The sequence below is a fragment of the Xenorhabdus cabanillasii genome (genome assembly GCF_003386665.1).
Classification (GTDB): domain Bacteria; phylum Pseudomonadota; class Gammaproteobacteria; order Enterobacterales; family Enterobacteriaceae; genus Xenorhabdus; species Xenorhabdus cabanillasii.
In genome coordinates this window covers 1,532,833-1,557,500 of the sequence record NZ_QTUB01000001.1, presented here as the reverse complement: position 1 = coordinate 1,557,500, position 24,668 = coordinate 1,532,833, and the positions used below count along the sequence as shown (strand labels likewise).

The 24,668-nt window shown below is 44.1% G+C and carries 14 protein-coding genes; 5 read left to right on the top strand and 9 right to left on the bottom strand.

What is annotated here, in order from left to right; genetic code table 11:
• Nucleotides 1-121: 121 nt before the first annotated feature.
• The 4 genes from BDD26_RS07480 to malT all read right to left on the bottom strand — a co-directional run bounded on the left by BDD26_RS07480 (nucleotide 122) and on the right by malT (nucleotide 6,034).
• The gene (locus BDD26_RS07480) at nucleotides 122-754 is read right to left on the bottom strand and encodes an HAD family hydrolase (RefSeq protein ID WP_038260767.1); all 633 of its coding nucleotides are present in this window, start codon (nucleotides 752-754) and stop codon (nucleotides 122-124) included.
• Between the two features lie 24 nt (nucleotides 755-778).
• A complete protein-coding gene (locus BDD26_RS07475) occupies nucleotides 779-1,840 on the bottom strand; it encodes a zinc-dependent alcohol dehydrogenase (protein WP_038260703.1) in 1,062 nt (353 codons plus the stop codon).
• Entirely contained in the window at nucleotides 1,840-3,114 is a 1,275-nt protein-coding gene (locus BDD26_RS07470; protein WP_115826067.1) for an aspartate aminotransferase family protein, read from the bottom strand. The genes BDD26_RS07475 and BDD26_RS07470 overlap by 1 nt, the downstream gene beginning before the upstream one ends.
• 205 nt (nucleotides 3,115-3,319) lie before the next feature.
• Nucleotides 3,320-6,034, bottom strand: a complete 2,715-nt coding sequence (gene malT, locus BDD26_RS07465) for an HTH-type transcriptional regulator MalT (RefSeq protein WP_038260710.1) — start codon at nucleotides 6,032-6,034, stop codon at nucleotides 3,320-3,322.
• 346 nt (nucleotides 6,035-6,380) lie between these two features.
• Here malT and malP point away from each other — a divergent pair, with 346 nt between their 5' ends.
• Nucleotides 6,381-8,816 (top strand): maltodextrin phosphorylase, encoded by a 2,436-nt coding sequence (malP, locus tag BDD26_RS07460; protein ID WP_115826065.1) that lies wholly within the window; start codon nucleotides 6,381-6,383, stop codon nucleotides 8,814-8,816.
• 9 nt (nucleotides 8,817-8,825) lie between these two features.
• A complete protein-coding gene (gene malQ, locus BDD26_RS07455; protein WP_115826063.1) occupies nucleotides 8,826-10,961 on the top strand; it encodes a 4-alpha-glucanotransferase in 2,136 nt (711 codons plus the stop codon).
• 126 nt (nucleotides 10,962-11,087) lie between these two features.
• Here the strand turns inward: malQ and malG are convergent, their stop codons facing one another.
• The 3 genes from malG to malE all read right to left on the bottom strand — a co-directional run bounded on the left by malG (nucleotide 11,088) and on the right by malE (nucleotide 14,926).
• A complete protein-coding gene (gene malG, locus BDD26_RS07450) occupies nucleotides 11,088-11,978 on the bottom strand; it encodes a maltose ABC transporter permease MalG (RefSeq protein ID WP_038260718.1) in 891 nt (296 codons plus the stop codon).
• A 12-nt stretch (nucleotides 11,979-11,990) separates the two neighbouring features.
• Nucleotides 11,991-13,580: a maltose ABC transporter permease MalF gene (gene malF, locus BDD26_RS07445; RefSeq protein WP_115826061.1), complete on the bottom strand. Its 1,590-nt coding sequence runs from the start codon at nucleotides 13,578-13,580 to the stop codon at nucleotides 11,991-11,993.
• A gap of 146 nt (nucleotides 13,581-13,726) precedes the next feature.
• Nucleotides 13,727-14,926, bottom strand: coding sequence for a maltose/maltodextrin ABC transporter substrate-binding protein MalE (gene malE / locus BDD26_RS07440; protein WP_038260724.1), 1,200 nt, complete (start codon nucleotides 14,924-14,926; stop codon nucleotides 13,727-13,729).
• 377 nt (nucleotides 14,927-15,303) lie between these two features.
• Between malE and malK the strand changes: the two genes are divergently transcribed.
• The 3 genes from malK to malM are packed head-to-tail and all read left to right on the top strand — an operon-like array spanning nucleotide 15,304 to nucleotide 18,685.
• Entirely contained in the window at nucleotides 15,304-16,413 is a 1,110-nt protein-coding gene (malK, locus tag BDD26_RS07435) for a maltose/maltodextrin ABC transporter ATP-binding protein MalK (protein WP_038260727.1), read from the top strand.
• Between the two features lie 35 nt (nucleotides 16,414-16,448).
• Complete coding sequence (locus BDD26_RS07430; RefSeq protein ID WP_115826059.1) at nucleotides 16,449-17,726, top strand: maltoporin; 1,278 nt, start codon at nucleotides 16,449-16,451, stop codon at nucleotides 17,724-17,726.
• Between the two features lie 20 nt (nucleotides 17,727-17,746).
• Complete coding sequence (gene malM / locus BDD26_RS07425; RefSeq protein WP_115827514.1) at nucleotides 17,747-18,685, top strand: maltose operon protein MalM; 939 nt, start codon at nucleotides 17,747-17,749, stop codon at nucleotides 18,683-18,685.
• Between the two features lie 217 nt (nucleotides 18,686-18,902).
• On the opposite strand, the gene BDD26_RS07420 is transcribed toward malM, so the two are convergent.
• Nucleotides 18,903-20,198 (bottom strand): polysaccharide deacetylase family protein, encoded by a 1,296-nt coding sequence (locus BDD26_RS07420; protein WP_038260733.1) that lies wholly within the window; start codon nucleotides 20,196-20,198, stop codon nucleotides 18,903-18,905.
• A gap of 97 nt (nucleotides 20,199-20,295) precedes the next feature.
• Nucleotides 20,296-24,519 carry a DNA-directed RNA polymerase subunit beta' gene (gene rpoC / locus BDD26_RS07415; protein ID WP_038260735.1) on the bottom strand — a complete coding sequence of 1,408 codons (4,224 nt, stop codon included), beginning with the start codon at nucleotides 24,517-24,519 and terminating at the stop codon, nucleotides 20,296-20,298.
• Nucleotides 24,520-24,668: the final 149 nt, after the last annotated feature.

Below are 24,668 nucleotides of genomic sequence, written 5' to 3'. Positions count from 1 at the left end.
TTACATACACAAGTCTGATAAAAAAATCACCTTATTCAAACAATACCCTTCTCGATTTTTTGAAAAGGGCATTCGCATGGGATATAAAACCCAAATTATACTGACTGAAAATCTTTTTGGATTATATTGAGATTAACCCTGCAAATTGAGGAATATCTGCCAGCCTCTTAATAACACACGTTGCCTGTTTGTACTGTTCCATTACTGACAAGGCATGAGGCCAGGCATATATCTGTGGGATACCCGCTTGCTTTGCTGCCATAATTCCCAAATCAGTATCCTCAATGACCAAAGTCTGCCTGACCTCCATTCTTTTCAATTTAAGCATAGCCAGATAGGGGTCGGGAAAAGGCTTGGTTTGTTCAACATCATCACCAGAAATCAACGCTGGTTCTTCCGCCAGCCCCAACAACCCAAGATTGGCCAAACACACTTTGCGTGGAGCGGTCGAAACAAAACCAAAAGCAATTCCATTTTGCTGTAAGGCTGTTATCAAGCCAGCAATGCCCGGTCGCAGGTAATGTGGAGATAATTTATCTTGATAAACCGAGATAATTCTGTTGGTAATGCTTTGCTGTACTTGTGATGGAACACCAATCGCATTCAATGTTTCTGCCAGACTCAGGCCGATCAGTTGTTGCGGCTGAATATCGCGTGTCTGTTCAGGTGCCAGTTCACACAGCACATCAAAATGTAGCTGTTCACTATCAACAATGACCCCATCGATATCAAAAATGACATTGAATTTATCCATCATCACTATTCCAATACTTATCAATTACTTCAAATCAGCCACACGAATTAACACTTTACAGTTTGGCGTGCTAAGCGGTATTTGAGCCTTGCCTGCAATATCACAACCAACAGTAAGAAATGCCTGCTGATAATCTTCAAAATCAAAAACATGACTAATCAGGCGATCAGCTGGGATCACGCCATCACGGATCATGGTGTAAGCCCGTTCAAAACTGTTGTTCAGGGAATCAATAGAACCAATCACAGAAAGGCTTTTATCTGCAATTTTTAAGATATCAAGGTTGGCATGTTTGTCTTTTAAAGCGACATTCAACAACTTACCTCCTGGTGCCAAATGACCGAAAATATACTCTGTCAGTTGCCCGGTAGTATCTACACACAGGTCTATCAATGCGGATTTATCACCGTATTCCTGTGTCAGCGCTTCATCAAAATCAGTATATAATCGGCATTCCGCAGGTAAATTCTGGCGGGCAAACTGTATACGATTCGGGTTTTTCTCAATCATGAACGCCTTAACGCCTCGCTCATGCAATGCCCAAAGGTACAGCATCCCCATCGGCCCTGCGCCTGCTACTACTGCACGAATATTGGTATGAGTAATCCCCAATTTATCCACACCAGTCAACGTACAGCTTAATGGCTCTGTCAATGAAGCTGCTTCCATACTGACATGAGGCTCCAATTTAATCAGTGAACCCTCTTTTGCCAAATACTGCTCAGCAAATGCGCCATCATAGGAAACACCCGCTTCTGTACCCATTTTCTTCTCACAATGATTTGGGTTGCCTGTCTGACACATTCTGCAACACCCGCAAGAGTATGTCGGGTTAATGACTACACGATCACCAACTTGAAAATGCGTCACTCCACTACCCACTTGTGCCACAACACCTGTCGTTTCATGGCCCAATGTTGTTCCCGGTACTGCAACAGGGTAAGAACCAGTGATAATACCTACATCAGTTCCGCATATCCCACATACAGCGATATTCACCACCACATCATCCGGTTCAATACAGTGCAACGGCTCAACGTCCTGGACTTGAATATCCCATACTTGATTAAATTTAAGCGCTTTCATTATGCAACCTCCCTGTGTCCCTGAGCAGAAACCGTCAGCTCAGCAAAAGTCAGATCCAATTTATGGAGGATTTCGTTCAGGTGCACTTGTGTACAAATCAAAGGAGGACGTACCTTGAGTGCCCGCCCCTTACCATACCGGGAACCACGCAGAATAAGTTTATGGTGGTTGGCAACCGCAATCACCCTTGCTGCAAACTCTGGACTTGGCGTATCAAAACCAAACATATAACCAATGCCCCTGACTCCGGTGATTTCAGGATACTTATGTTGTAAATCCAGCAACCCGTTACGCAGGAAGGTTTCGTTCTGACGCACATTTTCTAAGATATGTTCATCTTCAATAATATCAATGACTTCGTTAAGCGCGACCAAAGACAACGGATTAGCACCAGAAGTGCTTGAATGCTCGAATGATTCCAATATATCCAATGAACTACGCATAAGCACACCGCCGGTTGGGATACCAATGCCGCCTGCACCTTTGGCAAAAACGATAATATCTGGCTCCAGTTCTTTGGCATAACCTGTAGAAGCGAAGAAAGTACCAGTACGCCCAAATCCTGTCTGAACTTCATCTGCGATAATAATAATGCCATGCTGGTGGCAAATTTCCCGGATCTTGCGATAGAACTCCACGGGGAAAACAATATTCCCGCCATTCCCCTGAATCGGTTCAATAATCAGACATGCGATATTGTCGCTTGAGCCCAACTGAATGAACTGCTCCAGATCGATATACTGTGTTGCTTCATCTAGGGGTTCAGCCATGACACTACCCGGAGCTGGAATTTTTATGGAACCTTCGATATTGATATGAAAATTTTTAAGCCGGAACGCATTGCCAGAAACCTGCGCGGTAGCAAGGGACTGACCATGATGAGCAAGAAAGAAAGAAACAATACCAGAACGTCCTGTCGCTTTTTGAGCAATACGAATGGCACACTCCACCGCACCAGAGCCAGAAACATCCCGTAACCATATACTGTCTATACCTTTGGGGGTATGTTTAACCAACTTACTCAAAATATACTGCGACATTTCTCGTGTATAAGCAGAACTCAAATGCGTGCATCTATCAATCTGCTGCTTTAATTTTTCGGCAATCCTGTGATTGGTGTAACCAAGCGGCAAATTAAACGTTCCCGATGCTGCATCAATATATTTTTCACCATCAATGACCAAATACGGGCCATGACCGACATAACGAGAAAGCATTTCTTCAAGATGATTCTCTTTAAGGTGACTCTCTTTAAGGTGATAGTTATTTTCCATAATCACTCTCCATCATTAGTTCTATTTAACAAAAAACATATCAACTATGGAGAATAAGATTAGACCTCTTTCAAATGTAATGTCGATCACAAAAAGCCCATAAAAAATATTAAATAGTTTTAAAAATTATTTTATATTTTTAAGTTATAATTTTATTTCTTCATATTTATGTTCTTATCTGTAAAGTCACATCTGGAAAAAATTATCAGACTCCTAATCCCATCATTTGCATTAAATACTGCGCTTGCTGAATAGCTTCCTGACGATGGGTAATACCCATTTTCTGATACAGATTGCGGATATGAGTTTTAATTGTCGTCGCTGCCACTTCCAGTTCAACAGCAATCTGCTCGTTACTGTAACCAGAATAAATTAACCCCAATACCTGCCATTCACGTTGAGTTAATGGACTATTACGAATAAGTTCAGGGACATCAGGATGAGTAAGAAGCTGCTCAACAAAAGTTTCATCAAAGTGAGCAAATTTATGCCGATTCTGGCGATTGATTTCCCGCAGGATACGCTGCGCCCGATGTTGTTCAAATTCAGGCAAGATATTGAGTTGAATGAGCTGGCGCAATTGCTGAGCCATTAACTCACCTTCAAGCACAAAATGACTGATAAACCCCGTGCGATTAGCCAAATGCAAGGCTTCCATCAGCACTTGTTGTGCTTCAGCCTTACGCTCAAGCTGCCAGTAAAGTAAATTACATAACAACAAATTGCGATTCAGATCGCTTACCAGTTCCAGCTTTAAAGCACATTCATTCAGCGTTTCCAAAATGGTTTCTGCTTCTTCATACTGACCAAGCAAGATCTGAGCACGGGCAATATTACGCCACTGATTCTGGTTGAAATGGTTACTGAAACTTTCAGGTTTTTCTGCCTGAACCAGCCATTGTGCCGCTGAAACATTATCCTCCAGATGTTGCCAGATAATGACCCGCAATTTATCAGTGTTCGTTCGCCAGTCACGATGATAATGCCCATTATTGAGCAGATTCTCACACCGGGATAAATGACGGCGGGCATTATCAATATCTCCACGAATCAAAGAGCATTTCGCCAGTTGAGTCAGGCACTGTAATTGCTGCTGAGGCTGAAAGTTAGACAACACATCTAAACCACGACGTGCCGATTCCTCCGATTCATCAATACGCGCCCAACACCACAAAAGCTGTGAACGAATACGCAGCAGAAACTCGTGCATGGGTAACTGTTCCAAATGCTGTTCACGGATCAAGTCAAAAGCGTGATTTTGAGTTTCATAGGCGGCCTGCAAATATCCCTGGGCCAGTAAAATTTCACTTTGCTGCAATAATGCCCATAAAGCATAGTGGTAAACATGGCAGCGGCGGGCAAGCTGCTCTGTCTGCTTCATCAACGTTAATGCACGGGACAACTCCCCTTTACAGTGTAGTACCTCTCCTTTCACTGACATCGCGACAATACGGCCATATTCATTATCAGGCAGCAGACTTGCCAACGCTTTTTCAGCCAGTAAATCGGCATCATCCGGTCTGCCGTCATTAATCGCAACCTGAGCACGCAATGCGTCAAACTCTCCCAGTAATTCAGCCTCAACCTTTATCTCTTTTTGCTCCAAAGATTGCTCTGCCTGATTCAATAACGCATTGACCTCATAATGCCGATACTGACTCTGCGCCAGCCACGCCTGTAACAGCACCAAACGCGGATTTTCCAATAGCTGCTCATGTGGCAAAGCATTCATGCACTCTTCCAGCAGTGATAACTGGCTGTGGTTAAACAACTCCCATGCATGTTGCAGCAAAATATCACATAACAACTTCGTATCTGCTGTCGCCAAAGCATGATGAATCGCTTCTCCCGGATACCCCTGCATCAACCAGCCTTCTGCCGCCGCACGATGCAATTTCGGTAAATCCGCCGCCATTTCCCACTGGCAACGTTGGCGAAGGAACGAAGCAAACAAAGGATGAAAACAAAACCATTCTCCAGAATCATCCATGCGCTGGATAAACAGCCCCTGACGTTCAATATCTTCAAGGCGTTGCTGACCATTTTCCATCCTTGTCAGACAGACAATCAATCCATCATTCATCGAACGCAGAATAGAACTACGCAACAAAAACTCTCGTGTTTCCTGATCAACGCGGTTTAAAACTTCGTCCACAAGATAATCTGACAAATGGCAAGAATTAATTCCTGAGAGACGTTTTGCCGACATTTCTGTTGTATTACCTGCCTGACGCGCGGAGAGAGCAATTAGCTGCAATGCCGTCGCCCATCCTCCCACGTCATGACATAGCTGTCTGCAATGATCAGCCTCTAATGGTCTGGCCAGCCGTTTATCAAAAAATTGCTGAGCTTCCTGATAGTTAAAAGCTAACTGTTGACTGTCGAATTCCAACAATTGCTCGCGCACACGTAAGTTGGCAACGCCCAATGACGGCAAGTGGCGGGAAAGGATAATCAACGTCAGGTTTTCCGGCTGATGGCGTAGAAAAAAACGCATGGCTTCATGGATAAGCTTATTCACTATCAGATGATAATCATCGATCACCAGAAACAATGGATGTTTCCATTTATTCAGTTCAATAAACAATTGTGCAAACAGCGCAGATAAATTGGCATATTGATGTTTTTGCGCTAGTACTTCACTTTTAACACAATGCCCCTGAGTCGCCTGTTGGACAGCAGCAATCAGATAGCTGGCAAAACGCTCCGGCTGATTATCGCTATCATCCAGAGAATACCACCCCAAATTTTCCTGTCCGGCAGCCCATTGTGACATTAACGTGGTTTTACCATACCCTGCCGGACTGGTTATCAGCACCAATCGATAATTCTGTGCTTCATTAAGCTGTTTTAACAGGCGCTCACGCATAACCATATTATTGAGGCGAAGGGGGCGACTGAGTTTCGACGGGATAAGCATTATTTCCTCCCCTCACAAATAATGAGTAAAACTGATTCCTGAAACCTTGTTTCGATGTTATTAAGCAATCAAAATCAGTAATATTTGCTAATGAACAACCAAATTTAGAGAAACGCCCGACTTTTGCAATTAGGTTGATTGATTTCATTGTGTTAAGTTGCACCTTGTCACATTCTTTATCTGAAACGTTTCTGATTCCCGATAGAATTGCGAAAGCATCCGAAAAAATAGCTACGCCCCGATACTCATCCCCGCGAATATCCTTACAGGATGATGTGTCTTGCCTACTGAGCCTTCAGCATATCAGGCTAAATAATCTCTACATTTTCCGCAGGATGAAGACTCCATGAAACAGCCCAAACTCGATAAAGCCGTATTCCAGGCTGCACTTACCCGTCAGTGGCAGCGCTTTGGCCTCGATTCAGCACAGGAAATGACAGCACATCAGTGGTGGCAAGCTATCAGTGCCACTCTTTTGGAATTACTGCCTACTTATCGCCAAAACAGTAATCATCAAATTGATAATCCAAATCCCGCCTATAGCTCAAAAGGCATTCAACGGCACGTAAACTACATTTCGATGGAATTTCTGATCGGCCGTCTGACTGCTAACAATTTGCTTAACCTTGGCTGGTATGATGATGTTCAGACTTATTTAGCCGAATATGGTGTGGTATTAAGTGATGTGCTGGAAGAAGAAGTTGACCCTGCCTTGGGTAATGGTGGATTAGGGCGTCTGGCAGCCTGTTTTCTTGATTCGATGGCAACCCTTAAGCAACCGGCAATCGGCTACGGACTCAATTACCAATATGGTCTGTTCCGGCAATCTTTCGAACAGGGGCTACAAACTGAAGCTCCTGATGATTGGGAACGCAATACCTATCCGTGGTTTTACCACAATATACAGTTGAAAGTTAATGTCGGTTTCGGCGGTGAAATTGTCACAACAGCAAACGGTCGTGAAACCTGGCTACCTGATTTTACGCTGACAGGAGAAGCATGGGATCTACCTGTGATTGGTTATGATAATGGTGTTATACAACCCCTGCGTCTATGGCTGGCAACTCACGATAACCCCTTTGATTTATCACTGTTTAATGATGGGCAATACCTGCATGCTGAGCAACAAGGCATTGAAGCCACCAGCCTGACCAAAGTCCTCTATCCGAATGATAATCATCAGGCCGGAAAACGTCTTCGCCTGATGCAGCAATATTTCCAGTGCGCCTGTGCTGTAGCTGATATTCTACGCCGTCATCAACAAGCTGGCCGCAAAATACAAGAGTTACCGCAATACGAAGTTATCCAGCTCAATGATACTCACCCAACCATTGCCATTCCTGAGATGATGCGCCTTCTGATTGATAAGCACCAATTGGATTGGGATACAGCATGGGCCATTACCGGGCAGACCTTCGCTTATACCAACCACACCCTATTACCAGAAGGTTTAGAACGCTGGGATGAACACCTGATCAGCGAATTACTGCCACGCCACCACTGTATTATCCAGGAAATAAACCGTCGCTTCCGTAAAACAGTGGAACAAAACTGGCCAGGCAATCAACAAGTATGGGAAAAACTGGCTGTTATCCATGACCATCAGGTGAGAATGGCTAATCTCTGTGTTGTAGCCTGTTTTGCAGTCAATGGAGTTGCAGCCCTGCATTCATCTTTGATTGTGACAGACCTATTCCCTGAATATCATCATTTGTGGCCGGAAAAATTCCATAACGTAACCAACGGTGTTACACCACGCCGTTGGCTAAAACAGTGCAATCCGGCACTCTCCTCATTGATTGATCAGACGTTAGGCCATGAATGGATCAATGATATTACTGCATTAAAAAAACTCGAACCCTATGCCAATGATGCGGCTTTCCGTGAAGCTTATCGGGGCGTAAAACAGGACAATAAAATCCGCCTGTCCAACTACGTTAATAAAGTGATGGGGCTTAAACTCGATCCTCATGCCATTTTTGATGTACAAATCAAACGACTGCACGAATACAAACGTCAGCATTTGAATCTGTTACATATCCTCTCACTTTATCGGCAAATTCAGGAAAACCCGGCGCTGGATATTCATCCGCGCGTTTTCCTGTTCGGTGCTAAAGCCGCCCCCGGTTACTATCTGGCAAAAAATATTATCTCAGCCATCAACCACGCAGCCGAAAAGATCAACCGTGATCCGATCGTACGTGATCGCATAAAGATTGTCTTTATTCCCGATTACAATGTTTCTAAAGCTGAATTAATGATCCCTGCCGCCGATGTATCAGAACAGATCTCTACAGCAGGAAAAGAGGCCTCCGGCACAGGTAATATGAAACTCGCCTTAAATGGAGCGCTAACTATCGGCACACTGGATGGTGCGAATGTCGAAATAGCCGAACAAGTTGGCAACGATAATATTTTTATCTTCGGGCATACAGTGGAAGAAGCAAAAGCATTACTAAAAAATGGCTACCATCCACAAAGTATTCTCCAACAAAACAGACACCTACAAGGCATACTCGATTCTCTTGCCAACGGTGAATTCAGTCATGGAAATACACAAGCATTTGCTTTAATGCTGCATAGCCTGACTGATGGTGGAGATCCTTATTTGGTACTGGCAGATTTTGCTGATTACTGCACTGCCCAGCAGCAGATCGATAACCTATACCGTAATACTCAATGTTGGACACAAAGCACAATCCTCAATACTGCCCGTATGGGAAAATTCAGCTCTGACCGAACTATTCAAGATTATCAACAGCGTATCTGGCAGACGAGATAAGGATCCGTCATGGAAAATAAATGCCTTGATGATTTGGCAACTGAGGCTGGTATTGCCACTGAATATATTAATGCTTACGGGAAACCACAGGCTATTCCTGCTCAAATAAGGCATCGAATTTTACAAGCTATGGGGACAAATATACCGGTCGAAAGACCGGTTTCTGACTTAGCTGCTTTACCTTTACCCACAGTTGAGGTTTTGATGCAGGGCAAGGCATTTACTTTAACTTTGGATAGCTCAATACAATATCAATGGCAGATACAGACAGAACAAGGAGAAGATTTGCATGGAAATTGCCAGTATCAACTCATATTGCCGGCCTCTTTGCCTCTGGGTTACCACACTCTTATTTTGACCCCTATATCAGGGCAAAAAGACGATACACAACATCACAGGATGCAGATCATCATCACACCAGAACGCTGTTATGAACCAAAGCCCTTGAAGAAAGGCCATAAACTTTGGGGAGCCTGTGTTCAACTCTATACCCTGCGTTCAGAAAATAACTGGGGAATCGGCGATTTTGGCGATTTAAAACAGATGCTGCGAGAACTGGCACAACGTGGAGGGGCTTTTATCGGCCTGAATCCGCTACATGCAATGTATCCAGCTATGCCTGAAAATGCCAGCCCTTATAGTCCCTCATCCCGCCATTGGCTTAATGTTATTTATATTGATGTAAACCAGGTGGAAGACTTTAAATCCAGTACCGAAGCTCAAACATGGTGGCAGTCACCGGAAACTCAGCACAAACTTCAGCATGCCCGCCAAACAGAATGGGTCGATTATTCCACCGTAGTGGCATTAAAAATGACAGCATTACGTTTGGCTTATCAGCAATTCAATACCCGAACTGAGGCAGATCCCCTTTACATCGCTTTCCGGCAATTTATTACTCAAGGTGGTAAGAGCCTGTATTCACAGGCTGTCTATGATGCCCTGCTCTGTAAACTGTACAGTGAAAGCCATGCTTATTGGGGTTGGCCCGTCTGGCCAGAAAAGTATCGTGAACCTGATAGTGATACCGTTCAGGAATTTTGTCATACTCACTCACAGGAAGTAGCATTTTTTCTTTGGCTACAATGGATAGCTGACCGTCAGTTAGCTGACTGTTTCAGTGAAAGCCAAAACAATTCTATGCCAATTGGTATCTACCGTGATCTGGCCGTTGGTGTGGCACAAGGCGGTTCAGAAACCTGGGAGAACCGGGAGCTCTATTGCACCGAAGCATCCATTGGTGCTCCACCGGATATTTTGGGACCACTAGGGCAAAACTGGGGACTTCCACCGATGAATCCTCATGTGTTACAAGCCCAACACTACCAGCCTTTTATTGAATTACTACGTAGCAATATGCGTCACTGCGGTGCATTACGAATTGATCATGTGATGGCGCTGCTCAGGCTTTGGTGGATCCCACAAGGCGAAAGCGCAGCCCAAGGGGTTTATGTTCACTATCCCGTTGATGATCTGTTGGCAATACTGGCACTGGAAAGTCAGCGCCACTGTTGCATGGTGATAGGTGAAGATTTAGGGATTGTACCAGAAGAGATTGTCGGGAAATTACGCAACTATGGGGTCTATTCTTACAAGGTATTTTATTTCGAGCGCGACGGACAAGGGGAATTTAAGTCACCTGATGAATATACCACACAAGCTATGGCAACTATCACCACCCATGATTTACCAACATTACGCGGGTTTTGGCAAAGCGGCGATCTGAAATTGGGGGAATCAATCGGCCTATATCCAGATAACGCGCTACTTGCTGAGTTATATGATGAACGCGAACATTGTAAGCAAAAGCTACTGGCAGGTTTACACCGTTCTGGCTATCTCTCTGAATCATTGTTCATAACAAATACGCCAATTCAATTGCAGCAAGAGGCATCATCATCACAGATATCAGTCTCCATTAATCATGACATACACTATTATCTCGCCAGCAGTGCCAGTGCCTTATTAGGTTTACAACCCGAAGATTGGTTGGACATGGAACACCCTGTCAATGTTCCCGGTACAACTAGGGAATACCCGAACTGGCGACGTAAATTAACTGTTACATTGGAAGCTATTTTCAAAGATGAGCGTGTAAATCACTTGCTGGAAACAGTGGATAAGCACAGAAGGACGATTTCGTAATCAACAGGCAGATATTGAAAAAGCCATATCCTTTTGGAAAGACCATCAGAACTTCGTACCGCAATTATTCCGGTACGAAGTTCCACCTTAAATTCTCCTTACTTTGGTTGACTTCTAATTAGATAGTCACCCCTTCACGCCACCCGCTGTTAATCCTCCCACTAACCAGCGCTGAGCAAGTAAGAAAACCACTGTGATAGGCACAGCAGAAAGTACGGCAGCCGCTGCAAAATCACCCCAGAGGTAATTTTGTGGATGAAGATATTGCTGCATACCCACAGCTAATGTGTAATTGCCCACATCATTTAACAATAGCGACGCCACTGGCACTTCAGTAATCACTCCAATAAAAGACAGAATAAATACAACCGCCAGTATTGGTACAGAAAGAGGCAAAAGTATCAAACGAAAAACTTGCCACGACGTCGCTCCATCCAACATAGCCGCTTCTTCTAAAGAACGATCTAACGTTTCAAAATAACCTTTTATCGTCCACACATGCAGAGCAATTCCCCCCATATAAGCAAAGATCACACTGCCATGGGTATTCAGACCAATAAAAGGAATATATTCTCCCAATCGATCAAACAGAGCATACAGTGCTACCAATGACAAAACAGCAGGGAACATTTGAAAAATCAGCATTCCTTTCAACAAGGTACTTTTGCCACGAAAACGCATACGAGCAAAGGCATAAGCACATGTTGTTGATAGTGCAACAATACCCGTGGCAGTAATAAATGCGACTTTTACAGAGTTCCATAGCCATAACATCACCGGAAATGGTGGAGGTGTGACACGCCCATCAGCAGATTCTACACTAATGCCAAGTGCCAATTTCCAGTGCTCCCAGGAAATCGTATCTGGAATAAGACTACCTGTAGCAAAATTTCCCGGTCGTAAGGAAATAGCAATAACCATCAGTAATGGAAATAAAATCAAAGCGATAAAAGTCAGCATGAGTATATGTGTTGCCCATACTCGCCACCGTTGTGATTTAGGTTGCACCATCGCCATGTTGCCATCTCCTTAGTCAAATTTAATACGCGTGGTTTTCAGATTAATGATTGCTAAGGCTCCCACCAGCAGGAAAATTAACGTTGCTATCGCCGCTGCTAACCCAAAATCCTGTCCCCCACCACCTTCAAACGCAATACGATAGGTATAGCTGACTAAGAGGTCGGTATAACCCGCAGGTGTTGTTGTGCCAATACGATCTGGTCCGCCTTTGGTGAGTAATTGGATCAGAACAAAGTTGTTGAAGTTAAAAGCAAAGCTGGCAATCATCAATGGTATCAGGGGCTTAATTAACAGAGGGAACGTGATATAGAAGAAATTCTGTAACGGTCCTGCACCATCCATTGCAGATGCTTCATACAAATCATCAGGAATCGCTTTCAGCAACCCCATACACAGGATCATCATATAGGGATAGCCCAACCATGTATTGACAATAATCAGCATAGTTCTGGCCAGAGTCGGATCCGTAAACCAATCCGGTTTCAGACCAAATACCCCATTAAGCAGCAGGTTAATTTCGCCGAAGCTCTGATTAAATAACCCCTTGAAGATCAGGATGGAAATAAAGGAAGGTACAGCATACGGTAAGATAAGTAATACTCGGTAGATTGCCCTGCCTTTAAGAGCTTCCCACTGCACAATACAAGCCAGGATCATACCCAGTGCCACAGTCAATGTTACTGTCAACAGGGAAAAGATCACCGTCCAGACAAAAATGGAGAGAAAAGGTTTTTGGATACCTTCATCCTGTATCACCCGCAGGAAGTTTTTCCACCCAATAGAAACAGTAAATCCGGGACTTAACGTCTCTTGTCCCCACCCTCCTTTGGCATTAATGGATTGATAGAATCCCGTCTCCATATTTGGTCGGTATTGCACACCAGTTTGATTATTAGTTAGGGTGTTACCATCTTCACTCAGAGTATAAAGTGAATGTATGCCGGAAAATTGCCGCAGGGAACTCATACGTAACTTACTGCCATCGGGCAAAATCACCACAATTTTCCCTAATATCTGTCGGTTCTGAGTGATAATACGCAATGCAGCAGCGCTATGTTCAAAACCAACTGTTCGTTCATGCAATGGCAGAATTATCTCTTCCTTTTCTGATTCAGATAAAGAAAAAGGCTCTGATACTAATATATTAGAACTGGATATCTTGGAACTATCCGTGATACTCAATGCCAAAACCCACCGCTCAGCTTCAGGATAAAGCTTGAAATCAAATGATTCTCCTGTCTGATATTGACGACTCATTAATACTGTCTTAGCCCGCTCAAGGGTGAGTTGATTGGTACTGCTATAATTTGTAAAAGCAATCGCAATGGTGCAAATAAGTGGAAACAATACAAACAAAGCCATTCCAGCAATACCCGGATAGGTATAACGCCAGGCATAAGCTCTGCTATTAACAAAGATATAAATACCACTACCCAGTAATACTAATGTCAGCATAGCGAACAGATATTCACCTTGTGCATACATCAACACAGTCAAATAGCCGGTAAAAAATAGGCCCATCCCCGCCATCAGCCCCACGAAAAGCCATTTCAGGACAGAACGTGACCACCATACTTTTTTGTTCAATCTCGTTGACATCATGCACTTCCTGTTACTATCCCAGTTAATAACTATTCCCGTTACAAAAAGACCTTTATTCAGAATCTGTTACTGAAATCCAGTGACCAAACCTGTCCCTCAACAGATAAAAAAAGCTCCTTCGAAATCAGGAGCCTAATATTCGTTTATTTTACTATTCGAGCCTCTGCATCATTGAGAGCCGCATCTACAGATTGTCGATTACTTATTGAATTGAGTACGGCGCTACGCATGCCATACCAGAAACTGCTCATTTGTGAAATATTTGGCATAATTTCCCCTTTCTGAGCATTTTCCATCGTGGCAGCAATTCGAGGATCTTTGGTAAGGATATCCTGATAGGACTTCAACGCTACAGCGCCTAATGGCTTATCCTTATCCATCATGGCCAAACCTTCATTAGTCAGCAGGTAATTTTCCAAAAACTCTTTCGCCAATTCCTTATTAGGACTGGCTGCATTAATTCCCGCAGTTAAAATACCAACAAAAGGTTTAGAGGGTTGACCATTAAAAGTGGGTAACAGAGTGACACCGTAATTGATCTTACTTTTATCGATATTCGCCCATGACCAGGGGCCATTGATAGTCATTGCTGTTTTGCCTTTATTGAAAGCAGCTTCAGCAATGGAGTAATCGATATCCGCACTGAGATGTTTGTTTTTTACCAAGCTGACTAAAAATGCCAAACCTGCTTTAGAGCCAGCATGATTTACACCACTATCTTTAATATTGTAGGTATCGCCCTGCCTTTTAAAAGCATATCCGCCATCAGCAGCAATCAGGGGCCAGGAGAAATAAGGCTCCTGTAAGTTAAACATGATTGCACTCTTTCCCTGCTTTTTTAGTTCGTTATCCAATGCCGGAATTTCTTCCCATGTTGCGGGTGGCGACTTAAGCAGATCCTTATTGTAAATAAGGGAAAGTGCTTCAACCGCAACAGGATAACCGACTATCTTGCCATCATGGCGAACAGCATCCCAGGTAAAGGGAAACAGTTTATCCATAAAATTTTTATCAGGTGTGACCTCAGCCAACAGCCCAGACTGTGCATAGCCTCCAAAACGGTCATGTGCCCAGAAAATGATATCAGGACCATCTCCCGTTGTAGCAATCTGGGAATACTTTTCTTCTAGTTTATCTGGGTGTTCAACACTGACTGAAATGCCTGTTTCCTGCGCAAATTTATCACCAACCTGAGACAGGCCGTTATATCCCTTATCCCCATTGATCCAAATTACCAGTTTACCTTCTTCCAATTTTGCAAAAGCCGGGGCAGAGAGTACGCATGTAGATAAAACGGAAAGCATCAGAGCACGAACATTCACTTTCAAAGTTGTTTTTGTCATCATTCCGTCCTTTTCATCGTCTACTAATTTAAACTAAATTTCTCATTACACTTTCAGAAAATAGTCCTCAGTGTGCAATTAATGGAAAACAGGCTCATCCTCCTCTATCCTACGCCTCCCATCAAATGAGTGTGAACATGATTACAAAAGCACTGTAAACCATACTGTTAGTCTTAAAAAGGCATCAATTTTTGGGATTAAAATCACATCTTATTCCATGACTTATCAAAGAATTTTTCAATTTCATTAATCTCATCCTCCTACTTCCTCCCCCATAAAAAACTATGAAATGGAGGATTTTTGTTCCTGTTATTTTGCACACAATCCTGCCATCTGCTTTTCACTACAAACCAGGATGGCAACTCCGAGGGAAACAAATGTCCAGCGTCACACTTCGTAATGTATCTAAGGCTTATGGTGAAAATGTTATTTTCAAAAATCTCGATCTTGAGATTAAAGAAGGGGAATTCGTGGTTTTTGTCGGCCCATCAGGATGTGGAAAATCGACTTTATTAAGGATGATTGCCGGTCTGGAAGATATTACTTCCGGTGAGCTACTGAGCGCAGGACAAAGGATAAATGATGTACCTCCTGCCAAACGCAGTATCGGAATGGTTTTTCAATCTTATGCGCTCTACCCCCATCTGTCTGTGGCAGATAATATGTCTTTCGGCTTAAAACTGGCAGGTATTAAAAAGCATGAAATTCAGAAGCGAGTAGAGCGAGTTGCAGAAACTCTCCAGCTTGCCCACCTATTAGAGCGCCGTCCAAAAGCGCTATCAGGAGGGCAACGTCAGCGAGTTGCTATTGGCCGAACTCTGGTGGCCGAACCCAATATCTTTTTGCTGGATGAGCCCCTTTCCAATCTGGATGCAGCCCTGCGTGTCCAAATGCGTATTGAAATTTCACGCCTGCACAAACGCCTGAAACGCACCATGATCTATGTTACTCATGATCAAACTGAAGCGATGACATTGGCAGATAAAATCGTCGTATTAAACGCAGGCAATATTGCTCAGGTCGGAAAACCCCTGGAGATTTATCATTATCCTGCCAACCGGTTTGTCGCCAGTTTTATCGGCTCTCCGAAAATGAATTTCTTGCCCGTCAAGGTTTCTGCTATCGCCGTCGATCAAGTGCAAATCAGCCTGCCCAATGGGCAACATGTTTGGCTACCTGTCGAAAGTAAAGGCCTCACCGTTGGCAGTAACGTATCCCTGGGTATTCGCCCGGAACATCTACTGCCCAGTGATATTGCTGACGTAACACTAGAAGGAACAATACAGCTAGTAGAGCAGTTAGGAAATGAAACGCAAATCCATATCCACATATCAGCTATCCATCAAAACCTCGTTTATCTCCGGCCTGATATTGTTCTCGTGGAAGAAGGGGAAACCTTCACGATCGGGTTAGCTCCTCATCGTTGCCATCTGTTCCGGGAAGATGGAACGGCATGTCAGCGTTTGCATAAAGAACCAGGAGTTTAAAATCTACTCTATAAAAAATAACAGGAGAATTATTAATGCGTATCTTACCTCTCTCATTGACTATACTGGCTGGATTATTTTCCATACAGGCCGCTGCGGTAGATTTTCACGGTTATGCCCGTTCAGGTATTGGTTGGACAGGCAGTGGAGGTGAACAAAAATGTGCTCAAAGTACAGGAGCACAAAGTAAATACCGCCTCGGCAATGAGTGTGAAACCTATGCCGAATTAAAATTAGGGCAAGAATTGTGGCAGGAAGGTGACAAGCGCTTTTATTTTGACACTAATCTGGCCTATGCCATCGCACAAAAGAGCGATTGGGAATCAACTAGTCCAGCTCTTCGCGAAATGAATGTGAAGGCAAGTAATATCATTGATTGGCTGCCCGGATCGACCTTATGGGCAGGTAAGCGTTTTTACCAACGCCATGATGTGCATATGATCGATTTTTATTATTGGGATATCTCTGGCCCTGGTGCAGGCTTGGAGAATATTGATCTTGGTTTGGGCAAACTTTCTCTTGCTGTGACTCGCAATACCGAAAATGGTGGCTCACTTGGCTGGATTGCAGGTGAAAAGGGCTATGTCTCCACCTCTAATGATGTTTTCGATATTCGGCTTGCTAATTTAGCTATCAATGATGGTGGAACGCTGGAATTAGGGATTGACTATGGGCGTGCTAATACACGTAAAGGCTACCATCTGAATAAAAATGCATCCAAAGATGGCGTTATGCTAACGGCTGAACACACACAAAGTGTGTTGGGGGGATTCAACAAGTTTGTCGTTCAGTATGCAACTGATTCCATGACCTCCAGCAATAATGGTCGTCCAGAAGGAGCCAACATCAACAATAATGGTCATATGCTGCGTATTTTAAATCATGGTGCAATCAATCTGGCAAAAAAATGGGATCTGATGTACGTGGCTATGTATCAGGATATTGATCGCGATAATCGTAACGGCACCACATGGTATACGGTTGGGGTCCGACCAATGTATAAGTGGACCCCCATTATGAGTACGTTGATGGAAGCTGGCTATGACAATGTGAAATCTCAACGCACCAAAGCAACAAATAATCAATACAAAATTACATTGGCACAGCAATGGCAGGCTGGGGATAGTATCTGGTCCCGCCCTGCTATCCGTTTATTTGTTACTTATGCCAAATGGAATGAAAAGTGGGGTTATGCCAATAAAAATGCCGGTTATCTCGATGGCGTTGCTTATTCTGACACACCAACACACCGTTTCAGCCGTGGTAAGAGTGATGAATTCACGTTTGGTGCTCAATTTGAGGCTTGGTGGTAATGTCAGGCAAAGGTAATAAAATGAGAATCAAGCTACTTCCTATTTGTTTCGGTATCTTGTTCTGTATGAACATACCCACAATGACTTATGCTGTCACTGAGACTGTTTCTGATAAGACCCTAACTGATTTGAGAAAGCGCAACTCTGTTGCGCCTTCTTTACCCATCTCCGTTTTACAGAAATTAGCATGGCAACCGGTGAATACTAACGCCAAGCAAACAGTGATTCTTAGTCACGCCTCACTTCAGCTTAATCAAGGAAATATCCAGGGTGCAGTTGCTGCTCTTGCTTTACCTGCCAATCATGGAGCATTGAAAATAACCCTGAGTAGCCTGATAAAAGATAGGCAGGTTTATTCACCTAATGTGTTAGTGCTTGATGAACAATTCCGTCCTGCTGCGTTTTACCCAAGTCATTATTTTACCTATCAGCAGCCAAGTATTATGTCAGCAGACAGGCTTGAGGGAACATTAAAACTGACACCTGCATTAGGGCAACAGCAAATTTATATGCTGATTTATACTACCCATGCAGATCTACAAACATCCACAGAAATGGTTGATCCAGCCAAAGCCTATGCGCAGGGAGTCGGTAATGCTGTGCCTAATATTCCTAATCCGATAGCTCGCCACACCGATACTGGTACTTTAACGCTGAAAGTGAAATCGGAACGAGATACCGGAAATATTTTAATTGGTCATTCTTTTACTGTATCCGAGCCTAAAACAGTGACTGTTGGTTCTACCCAACTAAATACTGTTCCTTCTCAGCCATCATCTATTACACCGGAAACCAAACCAGTCTTAGGTGATACTGAACAGTATTTCAATGAAGCTATTAAAAAAGCGATTAGAAGTGGTGATATTGATAAGGCACTGAAGTTATTAGATGAAGCAGAACGTCTTGGCTCACCAAGCGCACGAGAAACATTTATCAAAATGGTAAAAAACAAAGAATAGGCTTGTTTCAACGAAAGTTATCGTGAGATTCAATAATTAAACTCAGGGCCTAAGGGAATAGGCTCTTCTATATCCTATAAATTCTGAGTCAGATCCATATCGTAACAGTAAGGAAAAAATTACCAGGTGCATGATAACTTTCTATTCACAGTTATATGGTAATAAACATATTTATAATTACGATGAATATCTAAAAATATGGTAATGTATTAATATTTTACAGCCTGTTATCTGTACTCTGTAAAGGTACAGTATCTGCCTGATTAGAAATCATTTTTGCCATTTTTTCAATAGAGTCTGTCCGTAATATATATAATCGTTTCAAAGAGAAGGGATTATCCCCCAATTTTACTTTTCCCTGAACTGTAGTAACCACCAAATGAAATCCTGCATTTTTGGCAGCTTTCATCGCTATCTGGTTATATCCACCAAAAGGATAAGAAAGATAAAGTACATGGGGGTTAAATTGTGATAATGCCCGGCGTGAACGCTCGAAATCATACAACATATTGCGGTATGAACGACTGAATAATATTGGTTGTTTATTTTTACCTAAACGATGTAAGAAATGAGTATGGGATTGAAAATCAAAAACGTTCTGCATGGAGTATAATTCAGAAAGACTTAAAAATTGCAGGCCATTAGAGTTCCATTTCTGTGGATGGCGTTTAATTCGGGATGAAATAATAAAAAGCGTTGCCTTTTGTCCATTCTCTTTCAATATTGGATAAGCATACTGATATACAGATTTCAATCCATCATCAAACGTCAAAGCAACGGCTTTAGCTGGCAAGTTAATATCTCCATTTAGGTATCCTTCCAGTTCATACAATGAAATCGTGGTATAGCCCGCCTGTTTCAGATAAGCCATCTGATCACGAAAGGCAGTCAAAGATGTGGTTGTTGAAGTATGGAGAAAACGTTTATTTTCCTTATCATTAAGAATATGGTGATAAGTCAATACAGGAATACCATTATCCAACTCAGCATCTTGGTCACTAATATAACCCAAGCGATCGCCTAAATTAATTTCATACCAAATATGATGTGAGGCGTCCTGTAATTTATCCAAAATTGGATAACGGAGATCCGCTGCCAAAATTGCGACGGGTTTATTATCTACTTTCGGTGTGCTATAGACTCGAATGTCTTTAAAAATAACCAAGCCTTGAGATGCTTTTTTATTGAGAGTCTGAAAAGGGTCAATGGGAAATGCAGATTTTTTTATTTCTCTTAAGTTACCTTTAGCAATATAACCTTTCCCATTACCAAAGCTGAATTCGTAATAATCACTGTCTTCTCCTTCTTCCTGAGTCACTTTCAGGTTTTGCCCTTTTTTGAATAGTCCAACCTGAATGACATGTTCACCAATCCAGGCATAGATTTCACTGTCTCTGGTTACTTCCATATAGAGATAGCCTGATCGGTCATGCTGATGTGCTGCGGCCGGATTAAGAAAAAATATCAAGGGCAGTAAGAAAACCATTACAGAAACATGAACGATTCTTCTCATTTGTATTTTCCACCCAATAAAAAATGCCCTCTACCAAGAGAGGGCATTTTACAATTAGCTATACTGATTAAGTATACTATTATTCACCATCACGAGCTTACTCGTTATTGCTGCTACCGAAACCAGCATTCAACAATTCAGCAAGGTTTGCAGTGGCTTCGTCAACACTAACTTGTGGTGCTTCAACCACTTCATTTTCGTGACGACGACGCATACGATCCTGATGGTAAGCATAACCTGTACCCGCAGGGATCAGACGGCCCACAATAACGTTCTCTTTCAGGCCACGCAGTTCATCACGTTTACCTGCAACAGCAGCTTCAGTCAATACGCGGGTTGTTTCCTGGAACGACGCCGCAGAAATGAAGGATTCTGTTGCCAGTGACGCTTTGGTGATACCCAGCAGATCACGGTGGAAAGTCGCAGATACTTTGCCGTCCTGCTCCAGCTTACGGTTAGCAACTTTAACGCGTGCGTATTCAACCTGCTCGCCTTCAAGGAATTCAGAACTTCCCGCACTTGCAATGGTAACTTTACGCAGCATCTGACGAACGATAACTTCAATGTGTTTATCGTTAATCTTAACTCCTTGCAGACGGTAAACTTCCTGTACTTCGTTAGTGATGTAACGGGCAACAGCATGAACACCACGCAAACGCAGAATGTCATGTGGAGATTCTGGACCATCGGAGATCACGTCACCACGTTCAACAACCTCACCTTCGAACACGTTGAGCTGACGCCATTTAGGGATCATCTCTTCGTAAGCATCACCACCATCCAGAGGACTGATCACCAGACGGCGTTTACCTTTGGTTTCTTTACCGAAGGAAACGATACCGCTGATCTCTGCCAGGATAGCAGGCTCTTTCGGACGACGAGCTTCGAACAGGTCTGCAACGCGTGGCAGACCACCGGTGATATCTTTCGTACCGCCAGATTCCTGAGGAATACGCGCCAGCGTATCACCCGCAGAGATAGCCATGCCGTCTTCCAGCTGAACAATCGCTTTACCCGGCAAGAAGTACTGAGCAGACATATCTGTACCTGGGATCAGAACATCGTTACCCTGAGCATCAACGATTTTCAGTGCCGGACGCAAGTCTTTACCGCTACCAGTACGCTCTGCACTATCCAGAACTACCAGTGATGACAGACCCGTCAGTTCGTCCGTCTGACGAGTGATGGTTTGACCATCAACCATGTCGTAGAACTGGATGATACCGGACACTTCACTCACGACTGGCATGGTGTGTGGATCCCAGTTCGCAACAGTTTCACCGCCGGTTACTGCTTCACCATCACCTTTAGCCAATACCGCGCCGTAAGGTACTTTATAGCTTTCTTTCGTACGACCGAAGTCGTCAATCAGACGCAATTCGGTATTACGGGAAGTAATAACCAGTTTGCCCACAGAGTTAGTAACAAATTTTGCGTTAGTCAGTTTCAGCTGACCTTTGTTACGTACCTGAATGCTGGATTCTGCTGCCGCACGAGATGCCGCACCACCGATGTGGAACGTACGCATCGTCAGCTGTGTACCTGGTTCACCGATTGACTGTGCCGCGATAACACCAACTGCTTCACCTTTGTTGATGATATGACCACGAGCAAGGTCACGTCCGTAACATTTCGCACAAACACCGAAGTCAGTTTCACAACTAACTACGGAACGTACTTTCACGCTGTCAACGGAGTTTTCTTCTAACAGGTCACACCATTTTTCGTTCAACAGTGTATTACGTGGAACCAGAATATCCGCTGAGCCCGGTTTCAGAACGTCTTCAGCTGTCACACGACCCAGTACACGTTCGCGCAGAGGTTCTTTAACGTCACCACCCTCAATAACCGGGGTCATCAGAATACCGTCGTGAGTACCACAGTCATCTTCAGTGACAACCAGATCCTGAGCGACGTCAACCAGACGACGTGTCAGGTAACCGGAGTTCGCGGTCTTCAATGCGGTATCCGCAAGACCTTTACGAGCACCGTGGGTTGAGATGAAGTACTGGAGTACGTTCAGACCTTCACGGAAGTTCGCAGTGATTGGCGTTTCGATGATAGAGCCATCAGGAGTTGCCATCAGACCACGCATACCCGCCAACTGACGGATCTGAGCCGCAGAACCACGAGCACCGGAGTCGGCCATCATAAAGATATTATTGAAGGAAACCTGCTGTTCTTCTTCACCATTACGGTTAATAACAGTTTCAGAAGAAAGGTTTTCCATCATCGCTTTAGCAACACGTTCGTTCGCCGCAGCCCAGATATCGATAACCTTGTTATAACGTTCGCCCGCAGTTACCAGACCTGACTGGAACTGTTCCTGAATTTCGGCAACTTCAGCTTCTGCTTCAGCGATGATGCCTTCTTTCTTCTCAGGAATAACCATGTCATCAATACCTACGGATACCCCTGAACGGGCAGCGTAAGCAAAACCGGTATACATGGTCTGGTCAGCCAAAATAACGGTTGGTTTCAAGCCCAGTACGCGGTAACAGGTATTCAGCATCTTAGAGATAGCTTTTTTACCCAGTGGCTGGTTAATCAATGAGTATGGCAGGCCTTTTGGTACAATCATCCACAGGATGGCACGGCCGATAGTCGTATCAACCAATCCTGTATTGACAGTGACATTACCTTCACCATCTTTCACTTCTTCAGTGATACGAACTTTGACACGGGCGTGCAGAGAAGCCAGACCTGCGCGGTATACGCGTTCTGCTTCTTTAGGGCCGGTCAGAACCATGCCTTCGCCTTTCGCGTTAACACAGTCACGGGTCATGTAGTACAGACCCAATACAACGTCCTGAGATGGAACGATGATTGGTTCACCGCTCGCTGGAGACAGGATGTTGTTGGTAGACATCATCAGCGCACGCGCTTCCAACTGAGCTTCCAGTGTCAACGGTACGTGAACAGCCATCTGGTCACCGTCGAAGTCGGCGTTATAAGCCGCACACACCAGCGGGTGCAACTGGATTGCTTTACCTTCGATCAGAACCGGTTCGAATGCCTGAATACCCAGACGGTGAAGGGTTGGCGCACGGTTCAACAGAACCGGGTGCTCACGGATAACCTCATCAAGGATATCCCATACAACCGCTTCTTCGCGTTCAACCATCTTCTTGGCTGCTTTGATGGTAGTCGCCAAACCACGCAGTTCCAGCTTACCGTAGATGAATGGCTTGAACAGCTCCAGCGCCATCTTCTTAGGCAAACCACACTGATGCAGACGCAGGTATGGACCTACGGTAATTACAGAACGGCCTGAGTAGTCAACACGTTTACCCAGCAGGTTCTGACGGAAACGACCTTGTTTACCCTTGATCATGTCTGCCAGGGATTTCAGAGGACGTTTATTAGAACCCGTAATCGCACGACCACGACGACCGTTGTCCAACAGCGCATCAACCGCTTCCTGTAACATACGTTTTTCGTTACGTACGATGATGTCTGGCGCAGCCAGATCCAGCAGGCGTTTCAGACGGTTGTTACGGTTAATAACGCGACGATACAGATCGTTCAGGTCAGAAGTTGCGAAACGGCCGCCATCCAGTGGAACCAATGGACGCAGATCCGGTGGCAGAACTGGCAGAACGGTCAGAACCATCCACTCTGGTTTGTTGCCAGACTGAATGAAGGCTTCCAGCAGCTTAATGCGCTTGGTCAGCTTTTTACGCTTAGTTTCAGAGTTGGTTTCGTTCAGCTCTTCACGCAGGGTTTCACATTCGTTTTCCAGATCCATGTTTTTCAACAAAGATTGGATCGCTTCCGCGCCCATTTTGGCGTCGAATTCATCACCGAATTCTTCCAGTGCATCCAGATACTGTTCTTCAGTCAGGATCTGGCTGCGCTCCAGGCTGGTCATGCCACCTTCAACAACTACATAGGATTCGAAGTACAATACGCGTTCAATGTCGCGCAGCGGCATATCCAGCAGCAAACCGATACGGGATGGCAGTGATTTCAGAAACCAGATGTGAGCGGTCGGAGATGCCAGTTCAATGTGACCCATACGTTCACGACGAACTTTAGTCTGAGTAACCTCAACACCACACTTCTCACAAATCACACCACGGTGTTTCAAGCGCTTGTATTTACCACACAAGCATTCGTAATCTTTTACCGGCCCGAAAATACGAGCACAAAAAAGGCCGTCACGTTCAGGTTTGAACGTACGGTAGTTAATGGTTTCCGGCTTTTTTACTTCTCCGAATGACCACGAACGGATCATATCTGGAGAGGCCAGAGCAATTTTGATCGCATCAAACTCTTCGGTCTTGGTTTGCGCTTTCAGAAACTTCAATAAGTCTTTCACGAAATGGCTCCTGTCGGAGTTAGACCTGTTAGGTGAGTGGCCCATGCCACTCCCCTCTATAACCAGTATAACCACTGGGACCAGTGTAACCACTGGCTGGCAAACTGCCCGACATTCCTATATGTTTTAACACCTGGTTGCAACATAAG